The 19,391-nt window shown below is 70.4% G+C and carries 14 protein-coding genes and 2 pseudogenes; 6 read left to right on the top strand and 10 right to left on the bottom strand.

Going from position 1 to position 19,391, the window contains the following annotated elements:
- Positions 1 to 6: 6 nt before the first annotated feature.
- The 3 genes from STRCI_RS42030 to STRCI_RS42020 all read right to left on the bottom strand — a co-directional run bounded on the left by STRCI_RS42030 (position 7) and on the right by STRCI_RS42020 (position 5,195).
- Positions 7 to 462, bottom strand: coding sequence for a hypothetical protein (locus tag STRCI_RS42030; RefSeq protein WP_269664790.1), 456 nt, complete (start codon positions 460 to 462; stop codon positions 7 to 9).
- Positions 463 to 1,523: 1,061 nt separating this feature from the next.
- Complete coding sequence (locus STRCI_RS42025; protein ID WP_269664262.1) at positions 1,524 to 4,175, bottom strand: fibronectin type III domain-containing protein; 2,652 nt, start codon at positions 4,173 to 4,175, stop codon at positions 1,524 to 1,526.
- A 639-nt stretch (positions 4,176 to 4,814) separates the two neighbouring features.
- Positions 4,815 to 5,195 carry a hypothetical protein gene (locus STRCI_RS42020; RefSeq protein WP_269664261.1) on the bottom strand — a complete coding sequence of 127 codons (381 nt, stop codon included), beginning with the start codon at positions 5,193 to 5,195 and terminating at the stop codon, positions 4,815 to 4,817.
- On the opposite strand from STRCI_RS42020, the gene STRCI_RS42015 reads away from it, so the two are divergent.
- Positions 5,196 to 5,447 (top strand): hypothetical protein, encoded by a 252-nt coding sequence (locus STRCI_RS42015; RefSeq protein ID WP_269664260.1) that lies wholly within the window; start codon positions 5,196 to 5,198, stop codon positions 5,445 to 5,447.
- A gap of 243 nt (positions 5,448 to 5,690) precedes the next feature.
- Here STRCI_RS42015 and STRCI_RS42010 read toward each other — a convergent pair whose 3' ends face one another.
- Positions 5,691 to 6,764, bottom strand: coding sequence for a helix-turn-helix transcriptional regulator (locus STRCI_RS42010; protein ID WP_269664259.1), 1,074 nt, complete (start codon positions 6,762 to 6,764; stop codon positions 5,691 to 5,693).
- Positions 6,765 to 6,900: 136 nt separating this feature from the next.
- Between STRCI_RS42010 and STRCI_RS42005 the strand changes: the two genes are divergently transcribed.
- Positions 6,901 to 7,323 (top strand): VOC family protein, encoded by a 423-nt coding sequence (locus STRCI_RS42005; protein ID WP_269664258.1) that lies wholly within the window; start codon positions 6,901 to 6,903, stop codon positions 7,321 to 7,323.
- A 160-nt stretch (positions 7,324 to 7,483) separates the two neighbouring features.
- On the opposite strand, the pseudogene STRCI_RS42000 reads toward STRCI_RS42005, so the two are convergent.
- Positions 7,484 to 7,663 (bottom strand): annotated as a pseudogene (locus STRCI_RS42000) (transposase); the annotation flags it as partial.
- 25 nt (positions 7,664 to 7,688) lie between these two features.
- Here STRCI_RS42000 and STRCI_RS41995 point away from each other — a divergent pair.
- Positions 7,689 to 8,429: pseudogene (locus STRCI_RS41995) on the top strand (IS630 family transposase); the annotation flags it as partial.
- Between the two features lie 121 nt (positions 8,430 to 8,550).
- Here STRCI_RS41995 and STRCI_RS41990 read toward each other — a convergent pair.
- The 5 genes from STRCI_RS41990 to STRCI_RS41970 all read right to left on the bottom strand — a co-directional run bounded on the left by STRCI_RS41990 (position 8,551) and on the right by STRCI_RS41970 (position 14,589).
- Positions 8,551 to 9,750, bottom strand: coding sequence for an FAD-dependent oxidoreductase (locus STRCI_RS41990; RefSeq protein ID WP_269664257.1), 1,200 nt, complete (start codon positions 9,748 to 9,750; stop codon positions 8,551 to 8,553).
- A gap of 491 nt (positions 9,751 to 10,241) precedes the next feature.
- Positions 10,242 to 11,471 (bottom strand): eCIS core domain-containing protein, encoded by a 1,230-nt coding sequence (locus STRCI_RS41985; protein WP_269664256.1) that lies wholly within the window; start codon positions 11,469 to 11,471, stop codon positions 10,242 to 10,244.
- A 297-nt stretch (positions 11,472 to 11,768) separates the two neighbouring features.
- Positions 11,769 to 11,915 carry a hypothetical protein gene (locus STRCI_RS43475; RefSeq protein WP_336298841.1) on the bottom strand — a complete coding sequence of 49 codons (147 nt, stop codon included), beginning with the start codon at positions 11,913 to 11,915 and terminating at the stop codon, positions 11,769 to 11,771.
- Positions 11,916 to 12,410: 495 nt separating this feature from the next.
- Entirely contained in the window at positions 12,411 to 12,974 is a 564-nt protein-coding gene (locus tag STRCI_RS41975) for a lamin tail domain-containing protein (RefSeq protein WP_269664255.1), read from the bottom strand.
- A gap of 694 nt (positions 12,975 to 13,668) precedes the next feature.
- Positions 13,669 to 14,589, bottom strand: coding sequence for a hypothetical protein (locus tag STRCI_RS41970; RefSeq protein ID WP_269664254.1), 921 nt, complete (start codon positions 14,587 to 14,589; stop codon positions 13,669 to 13,671).
- A gap of 425 nt (positions 14,590 to 15,014) precedes the next feature.
- Here STRCI_RS41970 and STRCI_RS41965 point away from each other — a divergent pair, with 425 nt between their 5' ends.
- The 3 genes from STRCI_RS41965 (at position 15,015) to STRCI_RS41955 (ending at position 19,378) form a co-directional block, all read left to right on the top strand.
- Complete coding sequence (locus STRCI_RS41965; protein ID WP_269664253.1) at positions 15,015 to 17,996, top strand: LodA/GoxA family CTQ-dependent oxidase; 2,982 nt, start codon at positions 15,015 to 15,017, stop codon at positions 17,994 to 17,996.
- The gene (locus tag STRCI_RS41960) at positions 17,993 to 19,135 is read left to right on the top strand and encodes an NAD(P)/FAD-dependent oxidoreductase (RefSeq protein ID WP_269664252.1); all 1,143 of its coding nucleotides are present in this window, start codon (positions 17,993 to 17,995) and stop codon (positions 19,133 to 19,135) included. The genes STRCI_RS41965 and STRCI_RS41960 overlap by 4 nt, the downstream gene beginning before the upstream one ends.
- Before the next feature lie 108 nt (positions 19,136 to 19,243).
- On the top strand, positions 19,244 to 19,378 hold the full coding sequence (locus tag STRCI_RS41955) for a hypothetical protein (protein WP_269664251.1): 135 nt from the start codon (positions 19,244 to 19,246) through the stop codon (positions 19,376 to 19,378).
- Positions 19,379 to 19,391: the final 13 nt, after the last annotated feature.

The raw sequence follows: 19,391 nt of genomic DNA, 5'->3' as shown, positions 1-19,391 counted from the left end.
GAAGGGCTATGCCCCTGTCTCACGCGTCATCACGTATGTGTTCCCGATGTCGGGGTCGCCGTAGAAGAAGAACAGCTTCAACTCGTCGTGCTGATCGCGGTCCACGTAGAAGGACCACACGTATGTCGATGGGGCTTCAGGGGCCGAAGCGTCAGTAGCGGTCGCGGAGGAACGGCTCTCCTGTCGGGTCCGGGCTGCCAGCGCGAGTCGCACGACCTGTCCGCCGTCGCCGTCGGCCAGTTGCCAGGTTCCCGTACCGGACACGCGCCAGCCGTCGTCGAAGTCGAAGTCCTGCCCGTCGAGCTTCTCGACAAGAGCCGTTCCGTCCTCGCGCAGCACCACACGGGTTCCCTCGACGTTTTCCCAGCCCCCAGCGACCTCGGCCGCCGTGGTGTCGTGGACCCCTGTCCCCTCGCCGTACTGATAGGGGCCAGCGCACGCCGTCAGAGCAGCCACAACCACGATCAAGCTACCGAGGGCAGTCCCCCACACACGCAGCCTGCTTCCGCCCGCCACCAGACACCCCCACCCTCAGCCCGCATCGGCCAACCGAGGAGCGGGCCTTGAAGAGATACCCTGCCAGACGTGTTGAACGTGTTCAACTCCACGGCTGGGGAAGTGACGCGTACTGCTCCCGACCCGTGTATCCAGCACCGCCCGCAACCACCGACGAACACCGCGAACAGCGCTTTCGATACACGGCCCAGTAGCTCTGCCAAGGGATCTCCGGTACGGCCGCGGTCTGCCGAAGGTCTACTGAAGAGCGTCAGCCCAATGAGGTGGGCGGATCGCCGACCGGGCCGCCGCCGGCTCCGAGGACACGGCACGCAGCCTGGGGCGCCGTCGGCTGAGCTCCCAGAACCCGGGTGTCGCCGAACTGTGCAGCGAAGTGTGCCGCACTCTGACCTGCCGGCAGTGGCGCTGCCAAACAAGCGGCCACCGGGAGTGAGTCAAGGGATCGATACTCTCTGGCCCTGCGACCTCGCGGAGCGCGGCAGCTGGTTCAGCTCGTTCCGCAGTCCCCCTGGGAAGAGGCGATCCCTCCCACCACCACTGCGGGAGCAACGTTCGTCCGTTTCGATTCCGTTGGGGTAGTGGGAGATGCCGAAGGCCGTGCACCGCACGTAGTCCTCGAACAGGCCCGCATTCAGTGCTCGTCGGGCCAGTGCTGCGTTCGCTTCCCTGGCCCCGACGGTGCACAGCGTCCTGGACAGTGCTCCCCCATGGCATCCGCTGCCGAGGCAGACGCCGCGCACCCGCGATGCGCTGATTCCCGGCTGCCCGCCCCGACAGACGTTCGGGGATACCGCAGACCGTGCCATCGCGCCGCAACGGACCTGTCATGCACCACAGCTGGGCGGATGGCGGCGGGGCAATAGGCTCAGGGCGCCGCTCCAGCCGACCGGGCGGGCCCTCTACCGAGTGGTCGGCGCCGCGGTCACCCCCGTGCTGATCATCGCGGAGGATGGCTTCGGGTGCGCCCGGCCGCAGCCCACCGCGCCCAAAGCCACGCCTCTCGTTCCTCAGCCCGCCGGTATGCCGGCCGTGGCGTTCGAGGCCGGCTGAGAGCGTAGGCGCAGGAGCTTGTTGAGGGTCGGGCTCAGCCCTGCCGCGTACTTCCCCACTGCCGAGGGGGACTTGCCCGCCGCCGAAGGGGTCTTGCCGGCCGACCGGGGCTCGACGTCGCCCGTCGGGGGCGGCTTCGGGAGGGACACGCAGTTCGACCTGCCGGACTCCGCAGCGCCGTTGACCGCGGTGACGCAGAAGTCGTAGTTCCAGTTGCCGGGGACCAAGAAGGCGATGCCCCGGTCGGTGGTGTCCGAGATGTATTCGTCGGCCGTGAAGTCGCCGCCGGTGTAGTTGTTGCGTACCCACACTCGGTAGCCGGCCGCCTCCGGCGACCCCTTCCAGTCCAAATGGACGGTCGCCGGGTCGACAGATCGGATCGTCAGGTCCGTGGGTGCCGGTGGCGTACCCGCACCCACGGTCACCGGCCTGGCTCCCCCGGGCAGGCCGCCGCCCACATCGTTCCAGGTGACCACCGCGACGACATGGCGGTGACCGGGCTTGAGGCCGTCGACGTGCAGGGAAGTGCCCCTGACAGCCTTGCTCTGGATGAACGCGCCGGGGGTGTCCCTGTCCCAGGTGATGACCTCGTAGCGGTCGATGTCGTCCGTGTACGGGCCCTTCGCCGGCTCCCAGGACACGTCGATGCCCGTCGCGGTGGCGCGGGTGACGATCTTCTCGGGCGGGGCTGCGGTCTGGGGGTGCGCGACCGCGCTGACCGTCGGGGACCACGCCGACCGGCCATCCCCGCCGTTGTCGGTACGGACCTGGTACTCCCAGTTCACACCGTCCGCGGTCCAGGTCGTGTCGAAGCGGTTCGTCGCGACCGGTGTCTCGTTCCATTGGGCGGCGCCCACGATGCGGCTGCGGACTCTGTATCCGCGGGCGCCGAAGACCGGTTGCCAGGTCACCTTGATGCCCGTGGGGACGGACTCGGCGACGGGTCCGGGCACGGCGGGTGCCGGCCTGGCCGGGGCGGTGCGCGGGACGTCGGGCACGAACGTACCGATGCCGAAACGCTCCTTCAGGGTGATTTCGAAGGCCTGCGCGATCTGGAACTCCCCGAGCGCGTTGGGGTGCAGACCGTCGTAGCCCGCCGGACAGTCCACGGGACCGCAGTCGTACCCGCCGGCCCAGTCCACCAGCTCCACCGGGGAGGCGGGGCTGCTCCAGGACGAGACCGCGTCGGCGAGCAGGTCGTTGTAGTCGGCGGTCGTGGCGGGCAGGTCCTCGCGCCCGTCGATGAGGGAGCGCTGGGGAACGTTCGCCACGGCGAACCCAACGCCGGGCCTGGCGGCGCGGGCGTTGTCGATCAGCTCCTTCATGCTGTTGAGCGTGCCTTCCGCGCCGCTGACGAGCCAGCCCATGTCATTGAACCCGAGTCCGACGAGCACCAGATCAGGTTCGTACTGCGCGACCATCCTGCCGATCAGATTCTTGTCCTGGGCCGCCTGGCGTCCCCAGACCGCGAAGTGGTCGCTGTCGAAATCCGGGGACACTCCGGCCGCGTACTCACCCACGACAGGTGGGCCCTCGGGGGGTACATCCTCGATCTCTCCCTGAAGCGCTGGCCTGGCCGGGGCCGCCGGGGCGGCGGGAGTCTTGGTCCCCTTGTAGGGGCCGACGAAGTCGACGTCGACGTGCTGGTTGTTGAACCACTGCCACAGCCGGTAGCGCCAGGTCCAGTCGCCTTCGGCCCCCTGGGTCATGGAGTCGCCGACAATCATCACCTTCCGGGGCTTGTCCCGGATGCCGAGCCGGCCCAGGGCCTCGGCAAGTTTCGGCGCCCAGCCCTCCAGGCGGCCTGCGATGAAGTTCAGCGGGTCGCCCCAGTTCGTGAGCCTGGTCGCGAAGTTCCGCAGAGAGATCTGGATCTCCGTGATCATCGAGGCGCCGTGCTCCGTGACCCACTTCGTCGCCACTCCGCCGAGCCCCGCGCCGGTTATCGCGCCCGCGATCGCCATGGCCACCGCCTCGGCCCATACATCGCCGTCCCCGAGCGACCTATTGTCGAAGTAGGCGTTCATCAGCTCATTGAGGAGTCCGGTGAGGGCCCCTCCCACGGCGCCGCACACCGGAGCGGCCGCGGGCGCCCCCACCGCGAACGCGCCCATGCACACCCCCGCCGCCAGGAGGCCGATGGGCGTGGCGACGGCCCAGGCGACGAGCTTCTGCCACCAGTTCGCCGCGGTGCTGACGCCGCCCGCCGGGATCACCAACACGAGACTGCTGTCGACGGCGAACAACTCCCCGTCAAAATCAGGTCCCCCCTCGGCCGGCGGGTAGATCCCGACGCTGTTCTCCTGCGCCGTTCTCGTGAACGACTCCGCCAGCGTCATGCCCGCGCTCCGGTCGGCGCGTGTCCGCTCGACCAGGTCCTCCGTCTGACCGCGTATGTACTCGTCGCCCTTGAAGTCGAGGACGACCATCAAGTCGTCGTCGCTCCCGGCCAGAGCGCGCAGCCCCTCGGGGGCATCGTTCGCGCAGCCCAGGCTCAGGGTCACGGCCCCCTCCTGGCCCTGGGGGGACGCGGCGTGCGTCGCGCACGCGGGCACCGGTGCGGCCGCGCGGCCCTGGGCCACAGCGGACTCCGTGGCCGCGACGAACATCAGCGCAAGCGAAACGATGCAAATCAGTAGGTAGGTGCCCGCGGAGCGGAGCGCCCCGCGTCTCATGCGTGTCTTTCCTAACATGGGCATGCCGTTCAGCACGTCCTTCCCCTTCATGACATCGGACAACAGGACTCGTGGCACGTACTTCACGGGCGTCCTGCGCCTCCGAGCCAGTGGGGACAGACGCGCCGTACGGCCCCGCCGAGAGAGCCTGCGACATCACCTGTCCCAGCCGCCACAAAAGGCCGGCAGTCCGGGACGCTGGAACGCAGAAGGCACCCTTGACCAGGTCAAACACACAATGCCTGGAACGCCGCACTGGGACGCGGTGCCTGCCGCCCCGAACTGTTGCGATGCGCACCAGGCCGAATGACCACACTTGCCCGAGGACCCCATTCACCCAGTGGGTAGCGGGGCCCACCGACCGGCACCGGCAGACGAAGCGCCGGCCCTCAGCCGCCACTTGAACGGATAGCGCTGATGTTGGCCGGCCGGGCAGGTGCACGTCTGACGCATGAACTCGCCGCCCGGGCGCGCCGGTCCACGCTCTTGCGGCTGATCCGCCGCCCGCCCGAGCCTGCGACTCACACTCCGCGCGTGCTCGGGGGATGAGTTCGCGCTGCGCAAAGCGCACAACTACGGCACGGTCTTGATCGACATTGAGACCCGCACCCAGCCGATCTGCTGTCCGATCGGGCCACCGCCACGGTGGCCGGGTGGCTTGCCGGTCATCCCGGCGTCGAAGCCATCCGCCGCGACCGCTCCACCGCCTACGCTGAAGCCGGACGGCTTGGCGCGCCCGAAGCGGCCCATGCCGCCGACCGGTGGCGCACCTGGAAGAACCTCATAAAAACCGTTGAGACGACTGTCGTTCAACACCGTGCTCCGCTGCGCGAACCGGAGGCCGCCGGCCCGAGCGACACCGTTGCGGTCCTTGAGGCCACGGACCTCGACGCAATCTCCCCGGCTGCGCCACGCCAACCCGGGCGGCCGTCTGATCGGGTGCGGGAACAGCATGTGGCCGTGCACACCCTGCTCGGGCAGGGGGTCGGCCCGCGGCCGACCGCGCGCGAGGTCGGTCTGGCCCGCCATACCGTGCGCCGCCTGGCGCACGCGGCCACCGCGGACGACCTGCTGGTTGGACGGTGGACCGGCCTGCCCAGCATCCTCGATCCGTTCAAGTCCCCCCTGCACCAGCGGTGGGCCGAGGGCTGCACCGTCGCCCGCCGCCTGTTCGAGGAACTGGGTGCGCGGATACACGGGCGGTGAAGGCGTCGTGCGCCAGTACGTGCACCTGCTCCGCGAAGCCTTCCCCCATGACGATCCACCCCGCCCAAGCCCGTCCGTGCGGGACGTAACCGGCTGGCTCACGCGCCGCCCCGATCGCCTCGACTGCGACCGAGCTCAACAGCTCAAGCCGATCCTCTCCCGCTGCCCCGCACTTGAGCGGACCAGTCAACACGTGCGGGCCTTCGCTGAGTTGATGAGCAACGTCAGGGCACGCAACTCGGGCTATGGATCGAGCGTGTCCGAGAAGACGACTTGCCAGCCCTGCACGGCTTCATCACCGGTCTTGGCCAGGACCTGGACGCCGTCGTCGCCGGACTCAGCTTGCCGTGCAGCTCCGGCGGTCGCGGCGGCGTAGCGGCGGGCGAGTGTGGCGCAGGCTTCGTGGAGGGCTGGCGGGCCGATGACGTGCAGGTTCGCGTCGAAACGGCCAAGGCTGGCAGCGAGGGCGGTCCAGGACCAGGATCCAGTGATGACGCGGCATCGCGTGGGCCCGAGCGGTTCCACGATGCCGTCGGCGGTGTAGGGCACGACTTCCGAGGCGGGGAGATCCACAATGGCCTCGCCTTGGCAGGGCCACGCGGCATCAGTGCCGTCGGAGCCCCGGAACCGGCTGGTGACGAACGTGAAGACGTCCCCGCCAGGCACCTGACGTACCGTGAAACGCGGACCGGTCGGCGTGCGTGGGGTCATGCGGTCGGTGCGGAAGGTGCGCCAGTCGTCGCGGTCGAGATCCCAAGCCAGCAGGTACCAGTGGGTGCGCCAGGCCACGAGGTGATGGGGCTCCACGCAGCGTCGCTGTGGTGCGGCCTCCTGGTGCGGGGTGTAGTCCAGGCGCAGTACTTCGCGGCGCTGGATCGCGGTGCTCACGGTGGCGAGCAGGTCCAGGGCCTGGGCCGGTGGGGTGCCGGGATCGGGTGGGCGGACGGTGGTGACGTGGAGTGCGTCTATGCGCTGCCGCAGGCGCGGAGGGAGGACGTTCCGGATCGTCGCGAGCGCCCGGTCGGCGTCCTCCGCGATCGCGGGGTGGGCGGTGCTCTGCAGCGCGACGGCCAGAGCGATGACCTGCTCGTCGTCGAAGAGCAGCGGTGGCATCTGCGATCCGGGACGCAGACGGTATCCGCCGCCCGGGCCCTTGTCCGTGGCGACCGGGTAGCCCAGCGCGCGAAGGCGGTCGATGTCACGGCGCACGGTGCGCACGGTGACCTCCAGCCGCTCGGCCAGGTCGTCTCCGCTCCACTCCGGTCGTGCCTGGAGCAGGGAGAGCAGGGCCAGGAGCCGCGAGGACGTTTTCTGCATGCCTCCATCCTGCCGCAAGTACAGGACACAACCTGTCCTGTATGGGTGCCATGCTCCGTCACAGATTCCAGAGAAGGGCATTTCGCCCGTCATCCGCATGTGCCTCATCCGGCGCACTTCCCGGCAGGAGCAGACCATGTCCGTCACCACCACCCCGCATCTGAACTTCCGCGGCTCGGCCCGTCAGGCGCTGGACTTCTACCAGTCCGTCTTCGGCGGGCACACCGTCGCGGTGACCTACAAGGACGCCGCCAACGTTCAGAACGACAGCGAGGCGGACTGGGTGATGTGGGGCCAGGTCGTCGCCGACAACGGCTTCCACGTCATGGCCTACGACGTGCCCTCGGCGATGCCGTACGAACAGGGCACCAACCCGTTCTTCGTGTCCGTGCGCGGCGAGGACGCCGACGAGATCAGCACCCTGTGGCAGAGGCTGGTCGACGGCTCGAACGTGCTGCGCCCACTGGAGCCCGCGGCCTGGGCCCCGCTGTACGGCATGCTGACCGACCGCTTCGGCGTGACCTGGGTCCTGGACGTCACAGCCCCCTACAACAGCTGACCCACCCCGGGGCGGGCACCCCGCAACGGCTGCCCGCCCCGCTCATCTTCGCCACCAGCCGCCGACGGCAGTCGGCACACATGGGAAATGGACCCTGCTATGCGCGGTCACGTCCGCTGGAGTGGCGTATCGGCGGACACTCGGTGATCTCGAGTTGAGACTATGCGGTGACTTCGGTGGGCAGGGCGGTCTCGTCGGTTTGTGACTCGACCGGGTGGAGGCGGGCCTTGGCAAGGAGTTCGCGGCCCATGTAACGGCGGGCCTCGGTCCACTCGTCGTTCTGCTCGGCCAGGACGGCGCCGACGAGCCGGATCACGGCGGCGCGGTCGGGGAAGATGCCGCCGGAGCCGCCGCCGATCGTCGCGGTCGCCCGGGAGTTGCGGGTGACTGCGGACACGGTCCGCAAGTGGCGGCGGCGCTTCCTCGCGGAGCGGCTGGACGGGCTGGCCGACGAGCCGAGGCCGGGCCGGCCGCCCACCATCAGTGTCGATCAGGTGGAGGCGGTGGTGGTCACCACGCTGGAACAGGTGCCGAGGAACGCCACTCACTGGTCGCGGAAATCGATGACCGAGCACAGTGGCCTGTCGAAGTCGACCGTGGGCCGGATCTGGCGGCAGTTCCAGCTCAGGCCGCATCTGGCGGACACCTTCAAGCTGTCGACGGACCCATTGTTCGTGGAGAAGGTCTATGACGTCGTGGGCCTGTACTTCAACCCGCCCGGGGGAGCGGTGGTGCTGTCGGTGGATGAGAAGTCGCAGATCCAGGCTCTGGACCGGTCTCAGCCGGTGCTGCCGATAATGCCGGGCATGCCCGAGCGGCGCACCCATGACTACGTCCGCAACGGCCTGACTACCTTGTTCGCCGCCTTCGACGTCGCCACGGGTGAGGTCATCTCCGCCCTGCACCGCTGGCACCGGGCCGTGGAGTTCAAGAAGTTCCTGATCAGGATTGACAAGACGGTGCCCGCGCACCTGCAGATCCACCTGATCGTGGACAACTACGGCACCCACAAAACACCCGCGATCAAAGCCTGGCTCGCCAAACACCCCAGATTCGAACTGCACTTCACTCCGACCGGATCGTCCTGGATCAACCAGGGGTCAAGGCCCCTCCACGGTCGCTCAAAACCCGTACCCACGACAACGAAGCGACCGCCTGGCCGCACCCCACCCCCTGCCGCTTGACACCCAACGGCATGGGGTGTCAGACAGGACGCCGTGCCGGACCTCACCCAACGCCCTGCCCACCGGGGAGGCGAAAGCCGGCGAAGAGTTCGTCCAAGCCGCGTCGGGCCAGACGGTTCGGGGTGGCGCGGACCGCGAGGTCCCGGGCGGCCGCCGCAAGCGGGTTGCGTACGGCGCCCAGGCGACCGACCCGGCGGGCACGGACACGCACGGCGTCGGTCCGGGCCCGGCGGGCGGCCGTGTACGCGGCCAGGGCCGACGGGACACGGTCCGCGACAGTGCCGGAGGTGTCCGCCGCGGGCAGCAGGTGAGCCAGGACCACCGCGTCCTCGATCGCCTGGCAGCCGCCCTGGCCGAGATTGGGAGCCATGGCATGGGCGGCATCGCCCAGCCAGGCAATCCGGCCGTGGTGCAGGGCAGGCAGCGGGCCTGCCAGGTCGTGGAGGTCGCTCTGCAGGACGCCGGCCGCATCCAGACGGCCCACGCGTTCCAGCAGAGCCGGGATCGGGTCATGCCAGGAACCGAAACGGCGGCGCAGTTCGACGCGCACGTCGCCCCACCGGGTGCCGGCCGGGACGACCGCGGTGGCATAGAGGTAGAGCCGGCCGTCGGACAGCGGGGTGATACCGAACCGCTCCCCCCGGCCCCAGGACTCACTCATCGCCGTCACCCCCAGCTCCGGGGCGTCCACCACGCACCGCCAGGCGGTCTCACCGATGTAGTGCAGGCCCCGATGGGCGGGAAAGAACGCACGGCGCAGCGGGCTGTGGATACCGTCCGCGGCCACGACCAGATCGGCGGGCAGGTCAGGGCCGGCCGCCGTACGCACCGCCGGGCGGCCCCCGGCATCATCCACACCGGTCACAGCGGTGCCGTAGCGCAGCGCCGTCGGCGGCAGAGCGGCGGCAAGGGCGGCGGTGAAAGCCGGGCGGGCAACAGCAATCGGAGGCATGCCGTACCGGGCCGATATGCCCGCAGTGGCCTCCCGCACCAGCCAGGAGCCATCCCACCGGCGCAGGCCCATCGTGGCGGGTACAGCACTGCCGACGGCATAGGCAGCATCCACGCCGATCGCATCGAGAGCACGCAGAGCGTTGGGAGCCAGCCCGATACCGGCACCAGTGGCGGGCAGTTCAGGAGCACGCTCACAGACCGTGACACGCCAGCCCCGGCGGTACAGCGCAACAGCAGCAGTCAGACCACCGATCCCCGCCCCGACCACCACCACATGACACTCGGGCACGGGACACCCCTCCAGTCGCGGTCAGGCACCGGGCAGCCGCGGCACCACACCCACACGCTACAACCGAGGGGCAGGTGGCCCGGCAGCCGGGGACGGGTGGTCCAGCAGCCGGGCACGACCGAACAGACACGGGACGCGGCCGGAGGCGGCCCGTCAGCAAAGCCACCGCCAACGCCGCCGCATTCACGCCCGATCGGGGCCGATCGGGCCCGGGCCGAGGACCAGAGTCGCGGTCTGCCCGGAGCCCGACGAGCAGCTGCCCGGCCCCGGGTAGGGCCAGCACCGACCGCGACACGCCGTCCGCGACACAGGGCAGAGCCCGCGCGGGTGCGGTGGGGCCCGACGCACGCGGCGTGTCTCAAGCGGGTGCTGGTAGTCCCACGCCGAAAAGCAACGAGGTGGCCTCGAACGTGGGCTGATCGGCCCTCGGGAGTCGGAACAGGAATGAGCGGTTGCCGCTGCTCATTCCGTCCGCCGCCGCTGCGCTTTACTCATTGCTCCCGGTGCGGTCCCGCCTTGCACGTCCGGTTCCGCCAGAGGACGGTGGCTGCCTTTCCTGAGATCACGATCGTGGTACGCCTGATGACGTGCTGGTTGATGGCGGACGCAATGTTCATGGGCAGGCGCACGCAGCCATGCGAGGCGGGCCGGCCGAGCACCGGCTGGGAGTCGTGGATTCCGATGCCACGGCCCGTGCCAAGGTCGACGTACCAGGCCATTGCATCGCCATCGGCGTTCGTGTACCCGGGGCCACCCAGGAATGCAGGAGAAAAGGTCCCGGTCGGAGTGCAATTCAGGTTGTTCTGATTGGCACAGGGATCGTGCGCTGTGCACGGCTGTCCGCGACCGGAGGAGATGGAACTGCCTCCCCCTGGGGAACCGTTGCCCCACTCGTACCGGATGGTTTGGCTGGTGAGGTCGATCGCGATGCGGCTGATCCACGGCTTACGGGTTGAGGGGACCGGGTCCCGGTGCCGGTCACGCGCCGTGGGCACAGCTGTGTCTTGGCCTGCCGTGGAACCGCCATCGGCAACCAGGAGCCCGGGTGACACGAGCTCATCGGGACTCTCAGGGACGGGCCGGACCGGGCCGCCCGGTGGGGTGTCTCCGTCGTGGACGGAATCCTCCCGGTCCGCCTCGCCAGCGGCCTCGGCTGTGTCCGCGCTCTCCCCGACGAGTGCAGCGGCGTCCTCGGCCATCCGAGACACCAGCGGCGACGCCTCTTCGGCCGGGTCCACCTCCGTTGCGCAGTTGCACGCGGCCGGGCCGCACCGCTGCACCGTGTGCCGGCCGCTGCCGTCGCTGCAGGCCGACACGGCGGCCACAGCCGGGGTGCCGGCTGAAGCGACGCCAGCCCCGGTGGGAGTGTTCTGCCTGCCGTCGGTCATCCGGTGCGCAGTGGTCTCGGCCTCGCGTTCAGCAGCATCCTGCGGATGGCTGATACCCATCGGTGTCCTCACCCCGTCAGCCACGGAGCGCTGCTGGAGAACATGTGTGAGTTCATGCGCGAGCATCCGCAGGCCGTCCGCCGACCCGGGCCGGTAACGGCCGGTGCCGAACACGATGTGCCTGCCGACTGTGTAGGCAGCCGCCCGCAAACCGAGCGCCGTCGCGGCCGCAGCATCATCAGTGTGTACCCGCACCCGGGAGAAGTCCGCTCCAAAGCGCGCCTCCATATCCCGCCGCACGGGCACCTCCAGCGGCGCCCCCGGGGTCCTCATGACCTTCCGCACACTCCGCCACGTGCGGCCGGCTGCCTCAGGGGCGCGATGGACAGGCACAGCAAACTCACCCATGCGCCCATTGCGACACGACTGTGCCGCCGCCACCGCAACACCACCCCCACCCCTCCCACCCCGAAGACATGCGCCTCGCCGCCAGCCAGGCTCCCGACGTCCACACCACCCACCCGACACCGGAGATGAAGGGGAGCGGCTTGCGGCCGTCGATGAGCACGCTGCACCCGGGGTGACGCGATGTCCCCTGCTCTGAAGGCCAGCACTGCCAATAGCCCTGCGTCAGGAGTGGTCGATCACGTTGCCGTTGGAGCAGTTGTTGTCGTGGTCGCCGGCGTAGCCAGGGCCGCCGGAAAGAGCCGGAACGATGGCGACTTCCTGCAGGCAGACAACGGCCGCCGAGAAGTTCCAGTTGTCGGCGGCGTACACAGGCCCGGCAAAGCATGGGGTCGTCGTCAGCGTGGGCTGCAGGAGCCGCAAGGGACAGCGCGAGAGCGGGAAGTGCCGCGAGCATGATCTTCTTCATGGTCCGCTCAACGGCCAAGCCACCTCACGGGACACGTCCACCCCGCCATCCGGGCACCGGACACCCGCAGCTCGCGACTCGCCAGCGGAGCAGCGCTCGCGCTCGGTTGGCTTCCCTTCCGCTTCACGGAGGAATCATGACGACGACCACCCAACGCCTCCTCGACCTCGCTGCAGCGGCCCCGGCCAGCCACGACGAGGACCTGGTGCTGCGAGCGCCAGCCAGCCGAACGTCCTGTGACAGTCCGGGCATGTCCTCGGCCGGTGAGGCGCGGGGCCCACCCGGCCGGTGACCGAACAAAGCAGCGGTGTGCCCGGCCACCGAGACGGCTGGCCGGGCACACCGCTGGTTACGCGTGGGTGGGGTGTTCAGCTGTCACCCGCGCAGAATCTGGGTGGTCAGTGGCGGTCACCGTGGTGCCCTCGGTCGCCGTGGTGGCCACGGTCGCCGTGGTGCCCGCGGTCGCCGTGGTGGTGGTTGCCGCCGTGGTGGTGGCGGTCGTGGCCCCAGGACTCGTCGTCGATGAAGCGGCCGCGGTCGTTGCGCAGGGTGGCCGTGCCGGATCGGTTGTCCCACACGTAGTCACGGCGGTCCTGGTACAGGTCGGTGCGGGTGTCGCGCCCCTCTCCGGTGTGGATGCGGACCGTGGCCCGGCCCGCCAGGCGGTAGCCGTCGAAGGTGTAGGTGCGGCCGTGCTGGTCCTGCAGCGTCCACCCGTCGAGGTACACAGCACGCCGGGCGGTGTTGGTCAGCTCCACCCACTCCCGGTTCAGCGAACGGTTCGACCGGTCGTCGCGTCCCGGGGAGTCGTACTGCACAGCCGAGATCTCCACCCTCGGACCGTGCCAGCCGCGATCCTGGCTGGCAGCGGACGCCGGAAGCGCCACCGCCCCCACAACAGCCCCGGCCGCAAGCACGGCGCCGAGCAGACGGCGGGAAGTGACGGAAGAAGAAGCAGACATGAACCCACCTGCATGGTGCGGGCACCCACCCAGAAGGCGGCCCACCCTTGACGGGCCGAGCTCCGGGCAGTGGTGCGGTATGTGACGACGGCCGAGCCGGCCGCGCACCACAGACCCTCGCCCCCACAAGCGGCAACTGACCGGCAACACCGACCCTGTTACCCATTGCCCACATTCCAGTGACCCTCGACTGCAATGCCCATATATGTCCTGTAGGAGCGAAGGCCGGCCTTCCAACGGAAGACCCGCCCATGCGGCAGCAGGACCACACCCCCTTCGACCACCACGACACGCCACCCCCTCCACCCGGCCCCTCACCCAAAAGTGAGTAACAGCCCGGGCCGGTCCTCGACCCCACGCCGTCTCGACACGCGCAGAGCCGCACCGAGCCGCCTTTTCTGCCCACCAACAAGCCGACCGACATCGAGGCGAACCAGCCGGACAAGGCAACACGCCGCCATCACGGCACAACAGGACCGACACCAACGACGCCGAAGCGGCAGCACATGCCATGCCGGCTGGCCAGCCGAGCCACCGCAACGGCCAAACCCGCCGACGCACCCGTCAAAGCCTCTCTTAGCGCCTACGACGGGGCCTCAGTATCCGCAGCTTCGCAAGCTAAGGCGTGAGTTCGGTCGTCGGTCAAATGACGTGCTGCATCCAAGTCTGTTGACGGCCAGGTCGATGCCCTCTTTCACTCAGCTGCATCGAGCACACTGCGGTGCCTGCGGAGGATCTCGATGTCAGGGACGTTCGGGTTGGCCCCACTCGCCATCGCTTCGGCGACCATCTCCGTGTCCTGGGTTAGCACGCCGAGGAAGAGCCGCACGTCCGGGTCGTGCTCATGGACTCCGGCGGCCACGAGGATTGCCAACTGTCGGCGGAAGTCAGAGTCGGAATCGTCTCCGGTGGTCGGCCCTTCCTCCTCGAGGCCCTCGTGTCCGCGCACCAGCCGCGCACGCAGTTGCTTCGCTTCGGCCGAGGTACTGTCCATGGTGATGTACCGCAGCACCTGCCCTGCGTACCGCATGAGTGCCCCTGGCTCCACCTGGGCTTGCAACGCCAGATCCACTGCCCCGACAAGTTCTGTGTCATCAGTGCGGAGGCTGAGCCGGTCGCGGATCAGGGAGCGCGTTTCTTCCTGCGCGAGAAGAGTTGGATCACCCAGGCCACCGGTGAGCTGCCGTCCCAGCATGAAGGACTCGCTTGCGTGCGTTCCCCAGCGGGTCTTCAAGGCCCGGCAGATGCCGTACGTGTCATTCACGTCGTGGGCGACGCGGAGTTCGTCGGAGACGCCGAGAAAGACGGCCTCTTCGGAATCCGGGTTGGTGTTGTGCATGACGAACGCGGATCCAACAGCAGCTGCGGCCCGCAATGCGGGTTCGCGCATGGTGCGGATCTGTTTGTTGAGCGCGCTTACCCGGTCCTGCAACTCCTGGTTTCTGCGTAGCACCTCATTGTGTTCCTGGGCTGCGTCGCGACGCTCGAGTGCCTCGGCCGCCTCGGCCGCGGATGCACCGCCGCTGAGGCCAGCGACGAAGAGATAGATGTCGTCGCCGGGGACGTCGAGTGCGTAGAGGAGCAGCCCGGCGACAGTAGCCAGGAGGCTTGCCAACAGGACTGGCTTACGGATGTGGGAGACGAGCCCAGTGTCTGTAACGGGGGGTTCTGAATCACCCATCTGAGACCTCATCCCGAAGTGGTGGCCAGTCAGATGGACTCTTCCTCGGCGCCCGCACTCCAAATCCCGGTCTCGGAAATCTGGCCTCGGCTGCCCCTTCGGGCGAATCCGAACCTCTGCTGCCACGGACACGCCGCGGCTAACTCAGTCCCCGGTCAAAGCCGGCCAGGAACAGGCCCGGAACCTTCCTTCTTACCCGTGCTCCACCGCCTGCCCAACTCGTCTGCCCCACGCGGCGGAAGCCGCGGTCGCCCACACGGCGGAAGCCGCCCCTCACTCCCCTGGGCCCGGCGGGCTGGCGGCCCTCGCGACCCGCAGCGGACAGTGGCAGAAAGACCCCGCCCGGAAGGCCCGCCCCCATGTCCGGACCCATCGAACCCCTGCCCGACTGCGCCGACGACCCCACCGGCGCACTGCGCGCCATGTTCGTGGACCTGGTGCAGGGCAGGCGGATCGCGCAGGGGCAGGAACCCGCGCTGCGGCCCGTCTTCCTCAAGGCCCACGGCTCCGCCCGGGGCGTCCTCACCGTCGACGCCGACCTGCCCGAGGAGCTGCGCGTCGGCTTCCTGGAGGCCGCGCGCGCCCAGGGCGGGCTGACCGCCTGGGTGCGGTTCTCCAGCGACACCGTGCCCGCCCGGTCCGACCTGCGCACCACCCTCGGCATCGGGATCAAGCTCTTCGGGGTGCCCGGCGTGAAGCTCCTGGCGGACGACAGCGCCGCGGACACCCAGGACCTCCTGCTCCAGAACCACGACGTGTTCTTCGTCGACACCGCCCGCGACATGTGCGAATTCACCCGCGCCGGGGTGGTCGACAACACCTCCCAGGCCTACCTGGACAGCCATCCGGTCACCCGGACGGTCATCCAGGACATGGCCAAGGCCGAGAAGAGCACGCTGACGGCCACGTACTGGAGCGTGCTTCCGTACGGCTTCGGGGACGAGCGGCACGTCAAGTACAAGCTGGTCCCCGCGGGCTGCCCGGACGGCGATCCGCAGGCCGTGCCGCCCGACGAGGACCCGTCCTTCTTCCGCGGCGACCTGCGGCACAGGCTGGCCGCCGGGGAGGCGGCCTTCGACCTGTTCGTACAGTTGCGCACCGACCCGGACGCTATGCCTCTGGACCGGGCCACGGTCCGCTGGGAGGAGGCGGCGAGCGCTCCGGTGCGGGTGGCCAGGCTGACCCTGCATCAGCAGAACACCGAGGCGCGCGGCCAGGCCGCGTACGGCGAGAACCTCGCCTTCAACCCCTGGCACTCCCTGCCCGAGCACCGCCCGGCCGGCAGCATCGCCGAGGCCCGCCGGGTCGTGTACCTCGCCTCGGCTGCCCGGCGGCGCGACGCCAACGGCGTCCCCGCGACCGAGCCCGGCCCCGCCCGGCCGGCCTCCACCGAGCCGCCCGGCCGCGACACCCGGATCGTCCGCGCCGCCATCCACCCGGCGATCGGCGTGGCCCGGGTCGGCGACAGCGCCGAGGGGTTCTTCCTCGCCCCCGAGGTCGACGACGCACCCCCCGAGGCGTCGTACAAGGACGCGACCGGGGCCCTGAAGCGGCAGGCGGTCCGCTTCCGGGTGTACGGCTTCAACGTCGCCGGGGAGCCGGTCGCCGAGCTGACCGCGGACAACGCCGACCTGCGGTGGACCGTGCACGTGGCCAACAAGAAGGCCGCCTGGTACCAGTTCCAGCTCGCCCTGGACATCCCGGAGGCCGCCCAGGCCCCGGAGAGCAAACTGCGCAACGCCACCGTCCGGCCCCGGAGCCAGCTGGTCATCAACCCCGGCTCCCGGTCGGTGCGCGGCCGCGACCGGGCCGGGCTGCCCGAGCTCCGGTTCGACACCGGCACGTTCATGGGCACCCCCGTCTACCTGGGCGAACTACGCACCGACCGGGCCGGCCGGCTCCTCTTCCTCGGCGGCCGCGGCAAGGCGGCCTCGGCGGGCAACCGCCCCGCCACCGACTACGCCAACAACGACGGCTGGCACGACGACATCGCCGACGGGCCGGTGCGGGCCGAGGTCCGGATCGACGGCCGGACCATCCCCGTCGAGCCCGCCTGGGTCGTCGTCGCACCCCCCGACTACGCGCCCGGCCTCAAGTCCGTCCGCACGCTCCACGACCTGCTCCGCGACACCTACGTGACGGCCGGCCTGCTGCCACGCCCACAGTCGGTCTCCTTCACCCACGACGTGCTGCCGGTGCTGAGGCGGCTGTGCGACCTGCAGTGGGTCAACCACGGACTCGCCGTCCAGTTCGGCCACGGCGGCCGCGACCATCTGCTGGCGCCCGAGCGGCTCACCCGGCTGGCGAGCAAGGACCCGGCCCACAAGGAGCTGCGGCGCCAGGTCTGGGCATCACTGCGGCACCTCGACCGCGACGGCATGTCCACCGTCCCCTGGCCCTCGGTGTACGGCGACGCCGTGAATCTGCCGCCGGTCTCCCCGCGCCAGCACCTCGCCCTCTCGCCCCTGCAGTACGACCTGCTGACGCGCTGGATGGACGGCACCTTCGACGAGGACTTCGATCCGGCCGCCACGCCGGTGACCAGGCTGGAGGACGTTCCGCTGGCCGAGCGCCCCGCGACGCTGGACCGGGCCGCGCTGTCATTCTGCCTCGCCGACGCCTTCCACCCCGGCTGCGAGCTCACCTGGCCGATGCGGCACGCCACGATGTACTCGGCGCCCTTCCGGATCAAACACCGCGACACGGGTCTGACCGACCAGAGCTACGGCCGAGTCCTCACGCCCCAGGCCGCGCTCGGGGTCGACGGCCCGCTGTACGCGCAGGGGCCCGGCCACCTCACCCGATGGATGGCCGTCCCCTGGCACACCGACACGGCGAGCTGCCGCTCCGGCTACGACCAGGGCTTCGGACCCCGCTACGACCCGTACCTGCCCACGTTCTGGCCGGCCAAGGTGCCCAATCACGTCCTGGCCGAGGAGGAGTACACGATCGCGATGGACCCCGCGCGACCTCAGCAGGAGCGCCGGCTCGCCTTCGAGCGCAGGTCCGTGTGGCTGCGCTGGCTGCCCCCCGGCTACGAGACCCAGATGAACGAGATGGTCCGGGACTTCGGCAAGCTCGGGATCGTCAAACGCCGTCCCGGACCGCAGGACACCCCTGGGCTCCCGGAGACCATGCTGGTGGAGTCCGAAGTGACCTTCGCCCCCGAGCCCGCACCGCCCCGCGAACGCAATCTGATCACCTTGCACGTGCCGGAGGCCGCCGATCCGGAGGTACGGGCCGACGCCGTGGCCGCGGCCGTCGCGATGGCCGAGCCGCCCGACGAAGAGGTCTCGGCGGGCTTCATCAACAAGATGACCCGCCTCCGGGGCCGCCAGTGACGGGCGGCTGGGACGCGGTCGTGGCGGGCGCCGGGCCGGCCGGGTCGGTCGCGGCGCTGTGTCTGGCCCGCGCGGGCCGCCGGGTCCTGCTCCTCGACCCCCGGCCGCGGGACCTGACTGGGCCGCGGGGAGCGGGCCCGTACCGGATCGGCGAGACCCTGCCGCCCGCCGCCCGGCCTCTGCTGCGCGACCTCGGGCTGCTGGCCGGCCTCGACGCCGACGGGCACCTGCCCTGCACCGGCACCGACGCCGCCTGGGGCTCGGAGCACCTGCACGGGCGCGGTCACGTCATGGACCCGCACGGCCACGGCTGGCACCTGGACCGCGTCCGCTTCGACGCGTTCCTGCGCGGCGCGGCCGAGGACGCCGGGGCCCGGCCCGTGTGCGGCGTCGCGGTGCGCCGGACCGGCCGGCCAGGAGCGTGGCGGCTGGTGGTCCGCGAGCGCGGGGTGGAGCGGGAGCTGCCCTGCGCATGGCTGGTGGACGCCACCGGCCGGCGCGCGCTGATCGCCCGGCGGGGCGCCGTACGGCTGCGGCAGGACCGGCTCGTCGCCGCGTACGCCCTGCTGCCCGGCCCGGTACCGGCAGACCAGGACCTGCGCACGCTCGTCGAGTCGGTGCCGGGCGGCTGGTGGTACACCGCGCGGGTGCCGACCGGGCGGCTGTTCGCCCACCTCACCGACCTCGACCTGGTCGAGCCCCGGCTACGCACGGCCGCCGGGTTCCTGGAGGGGGCGGCCGGCACCCGGCACGTACGGACCCGGCTGGACGGCTATGCCGTCGGGCGGCTGCCGGAACCGCGATGGGCGCCGGCCCATGGGCAGCGTCTCGCCCCGCCGGCCGGGCCGGGCTGGGTGGCCGCCGGGGACGCCGCGCTCGCCTGCGACCCGCTCTCCTCCCAGGGGATCCTCACGGCCCTGCACACCGGCGCCCGCGCGGCCGCGGCCGTCGACGGCTGCCTGCGCAGCGAAGCGGACGCCCTGGCCGCGTACCACGCCTTCGTCGACGGGATCGCGGCGCGCTACCTCGCCCTGCACGCCCGGGCCTACGCCGACGAAGCCCGCTGGGTGTCGTCACCGTTCTGGGCGCGGCGCCGCCCGGCGGTGGCGGCCCGGTCCGGGGTCCTCACGCCGGGTTGAGCCAGATGATTAGGCATTCCCCCGGCGACCGCGTCGGGGCGAGTACGGCGACGGCCGACCGGCCCACGGACCCGCACCTTCTTCAACGTGCGAGGCCGAACGGTGCGCATGCGCAGCAAAGCCGACGAGATCATGAGCTTCCGCCTCGCGGACGCCTTCGTCCAGCCCGGCGCGCTGCGCGCCACGATATCGCTCGCCGACCGCGTTCCCCGGGGAGAGTGTCCGCCCCCCCTCCCCCGCTGACGCCATGGAGGCG

It is taken from the genome of Streptomyces cinnabarinus (assembly GCF_027270315.1).
In the GTDB taxonomy this organism is placed as follows: Bacteria; Actinomycetota; Actinomycetes; order Streptomycetales; family Streptomycetaceae; genus Streptomyces; species Streptomyces cinnabarinus.
Note: the sequence above shows the minus strand (reverse complement) of the source record. Positions and strands in the feature narration are given on the sequence as shown.

Excerpts from the sequence above, each read along its gene's own strand:
- STRCI_RS42025 (WP_269664262.1), bottom strand. The coding sequence starts at position 4,175 with ATGTTCGTCGCGGCCACGGAGTCCGCTGTGGCCCAGGGCCGCGCGGCC.
- STRCI_RS42020 (WP_269664261.1), bottom strand. The coding sequence starts at position 5,195 with ATGCTGTTCCCGCACCCGATCAGACGGCCGCCCGGGTTGGCGTGGCGC.
- STRCI_RS42010 (WP_269664259.1), bottom strand. The coding sequence starts at position 6,764 with ATGCAGAAAACGTCCTCGCGGCTCCTGGCCCTGCTCTCCCTGCTCCAG.
- STRCI_RS42005 (WP_269664258.1), top strand. The coding sequence starts at position 6,901 with ATGTCCGTCACCACCACCCCGCATCTGAACTTCCGCGGCTCGGCCCGT.
- STRCI_RS41985 (WP_269664256.1), bottom strand. The coding sequence starts at position 11,471 with ATGAGGACCCCGGGGGCGCCGCTGGAGGTGCCCGTGCGGCGGGATATG.
- STRCI_RS41975 (WP_269664255.1), bottom strand. The coding sequence starts at position 12,974 with ATGTCTGCTTCTTCTTCCGTCACTTCCCGCCGTCTGCTCGGCGCCGTG.
- STRCI_RS41965 (WP_269664253.1), top strand. The coding sequence starts at position 15,015 with ATGTCCGGACCCATCGAACCCCTGCCCGACTGCGCCGACGACCCCACC.
- STRCI_RS41955 (WP_269664251.1), top strand. The coding sequence starts at position 19,244 with ATGCGCAGCAAAGCCGACGAGATCATGAGCTTCCGCCTCGCGGACGCC.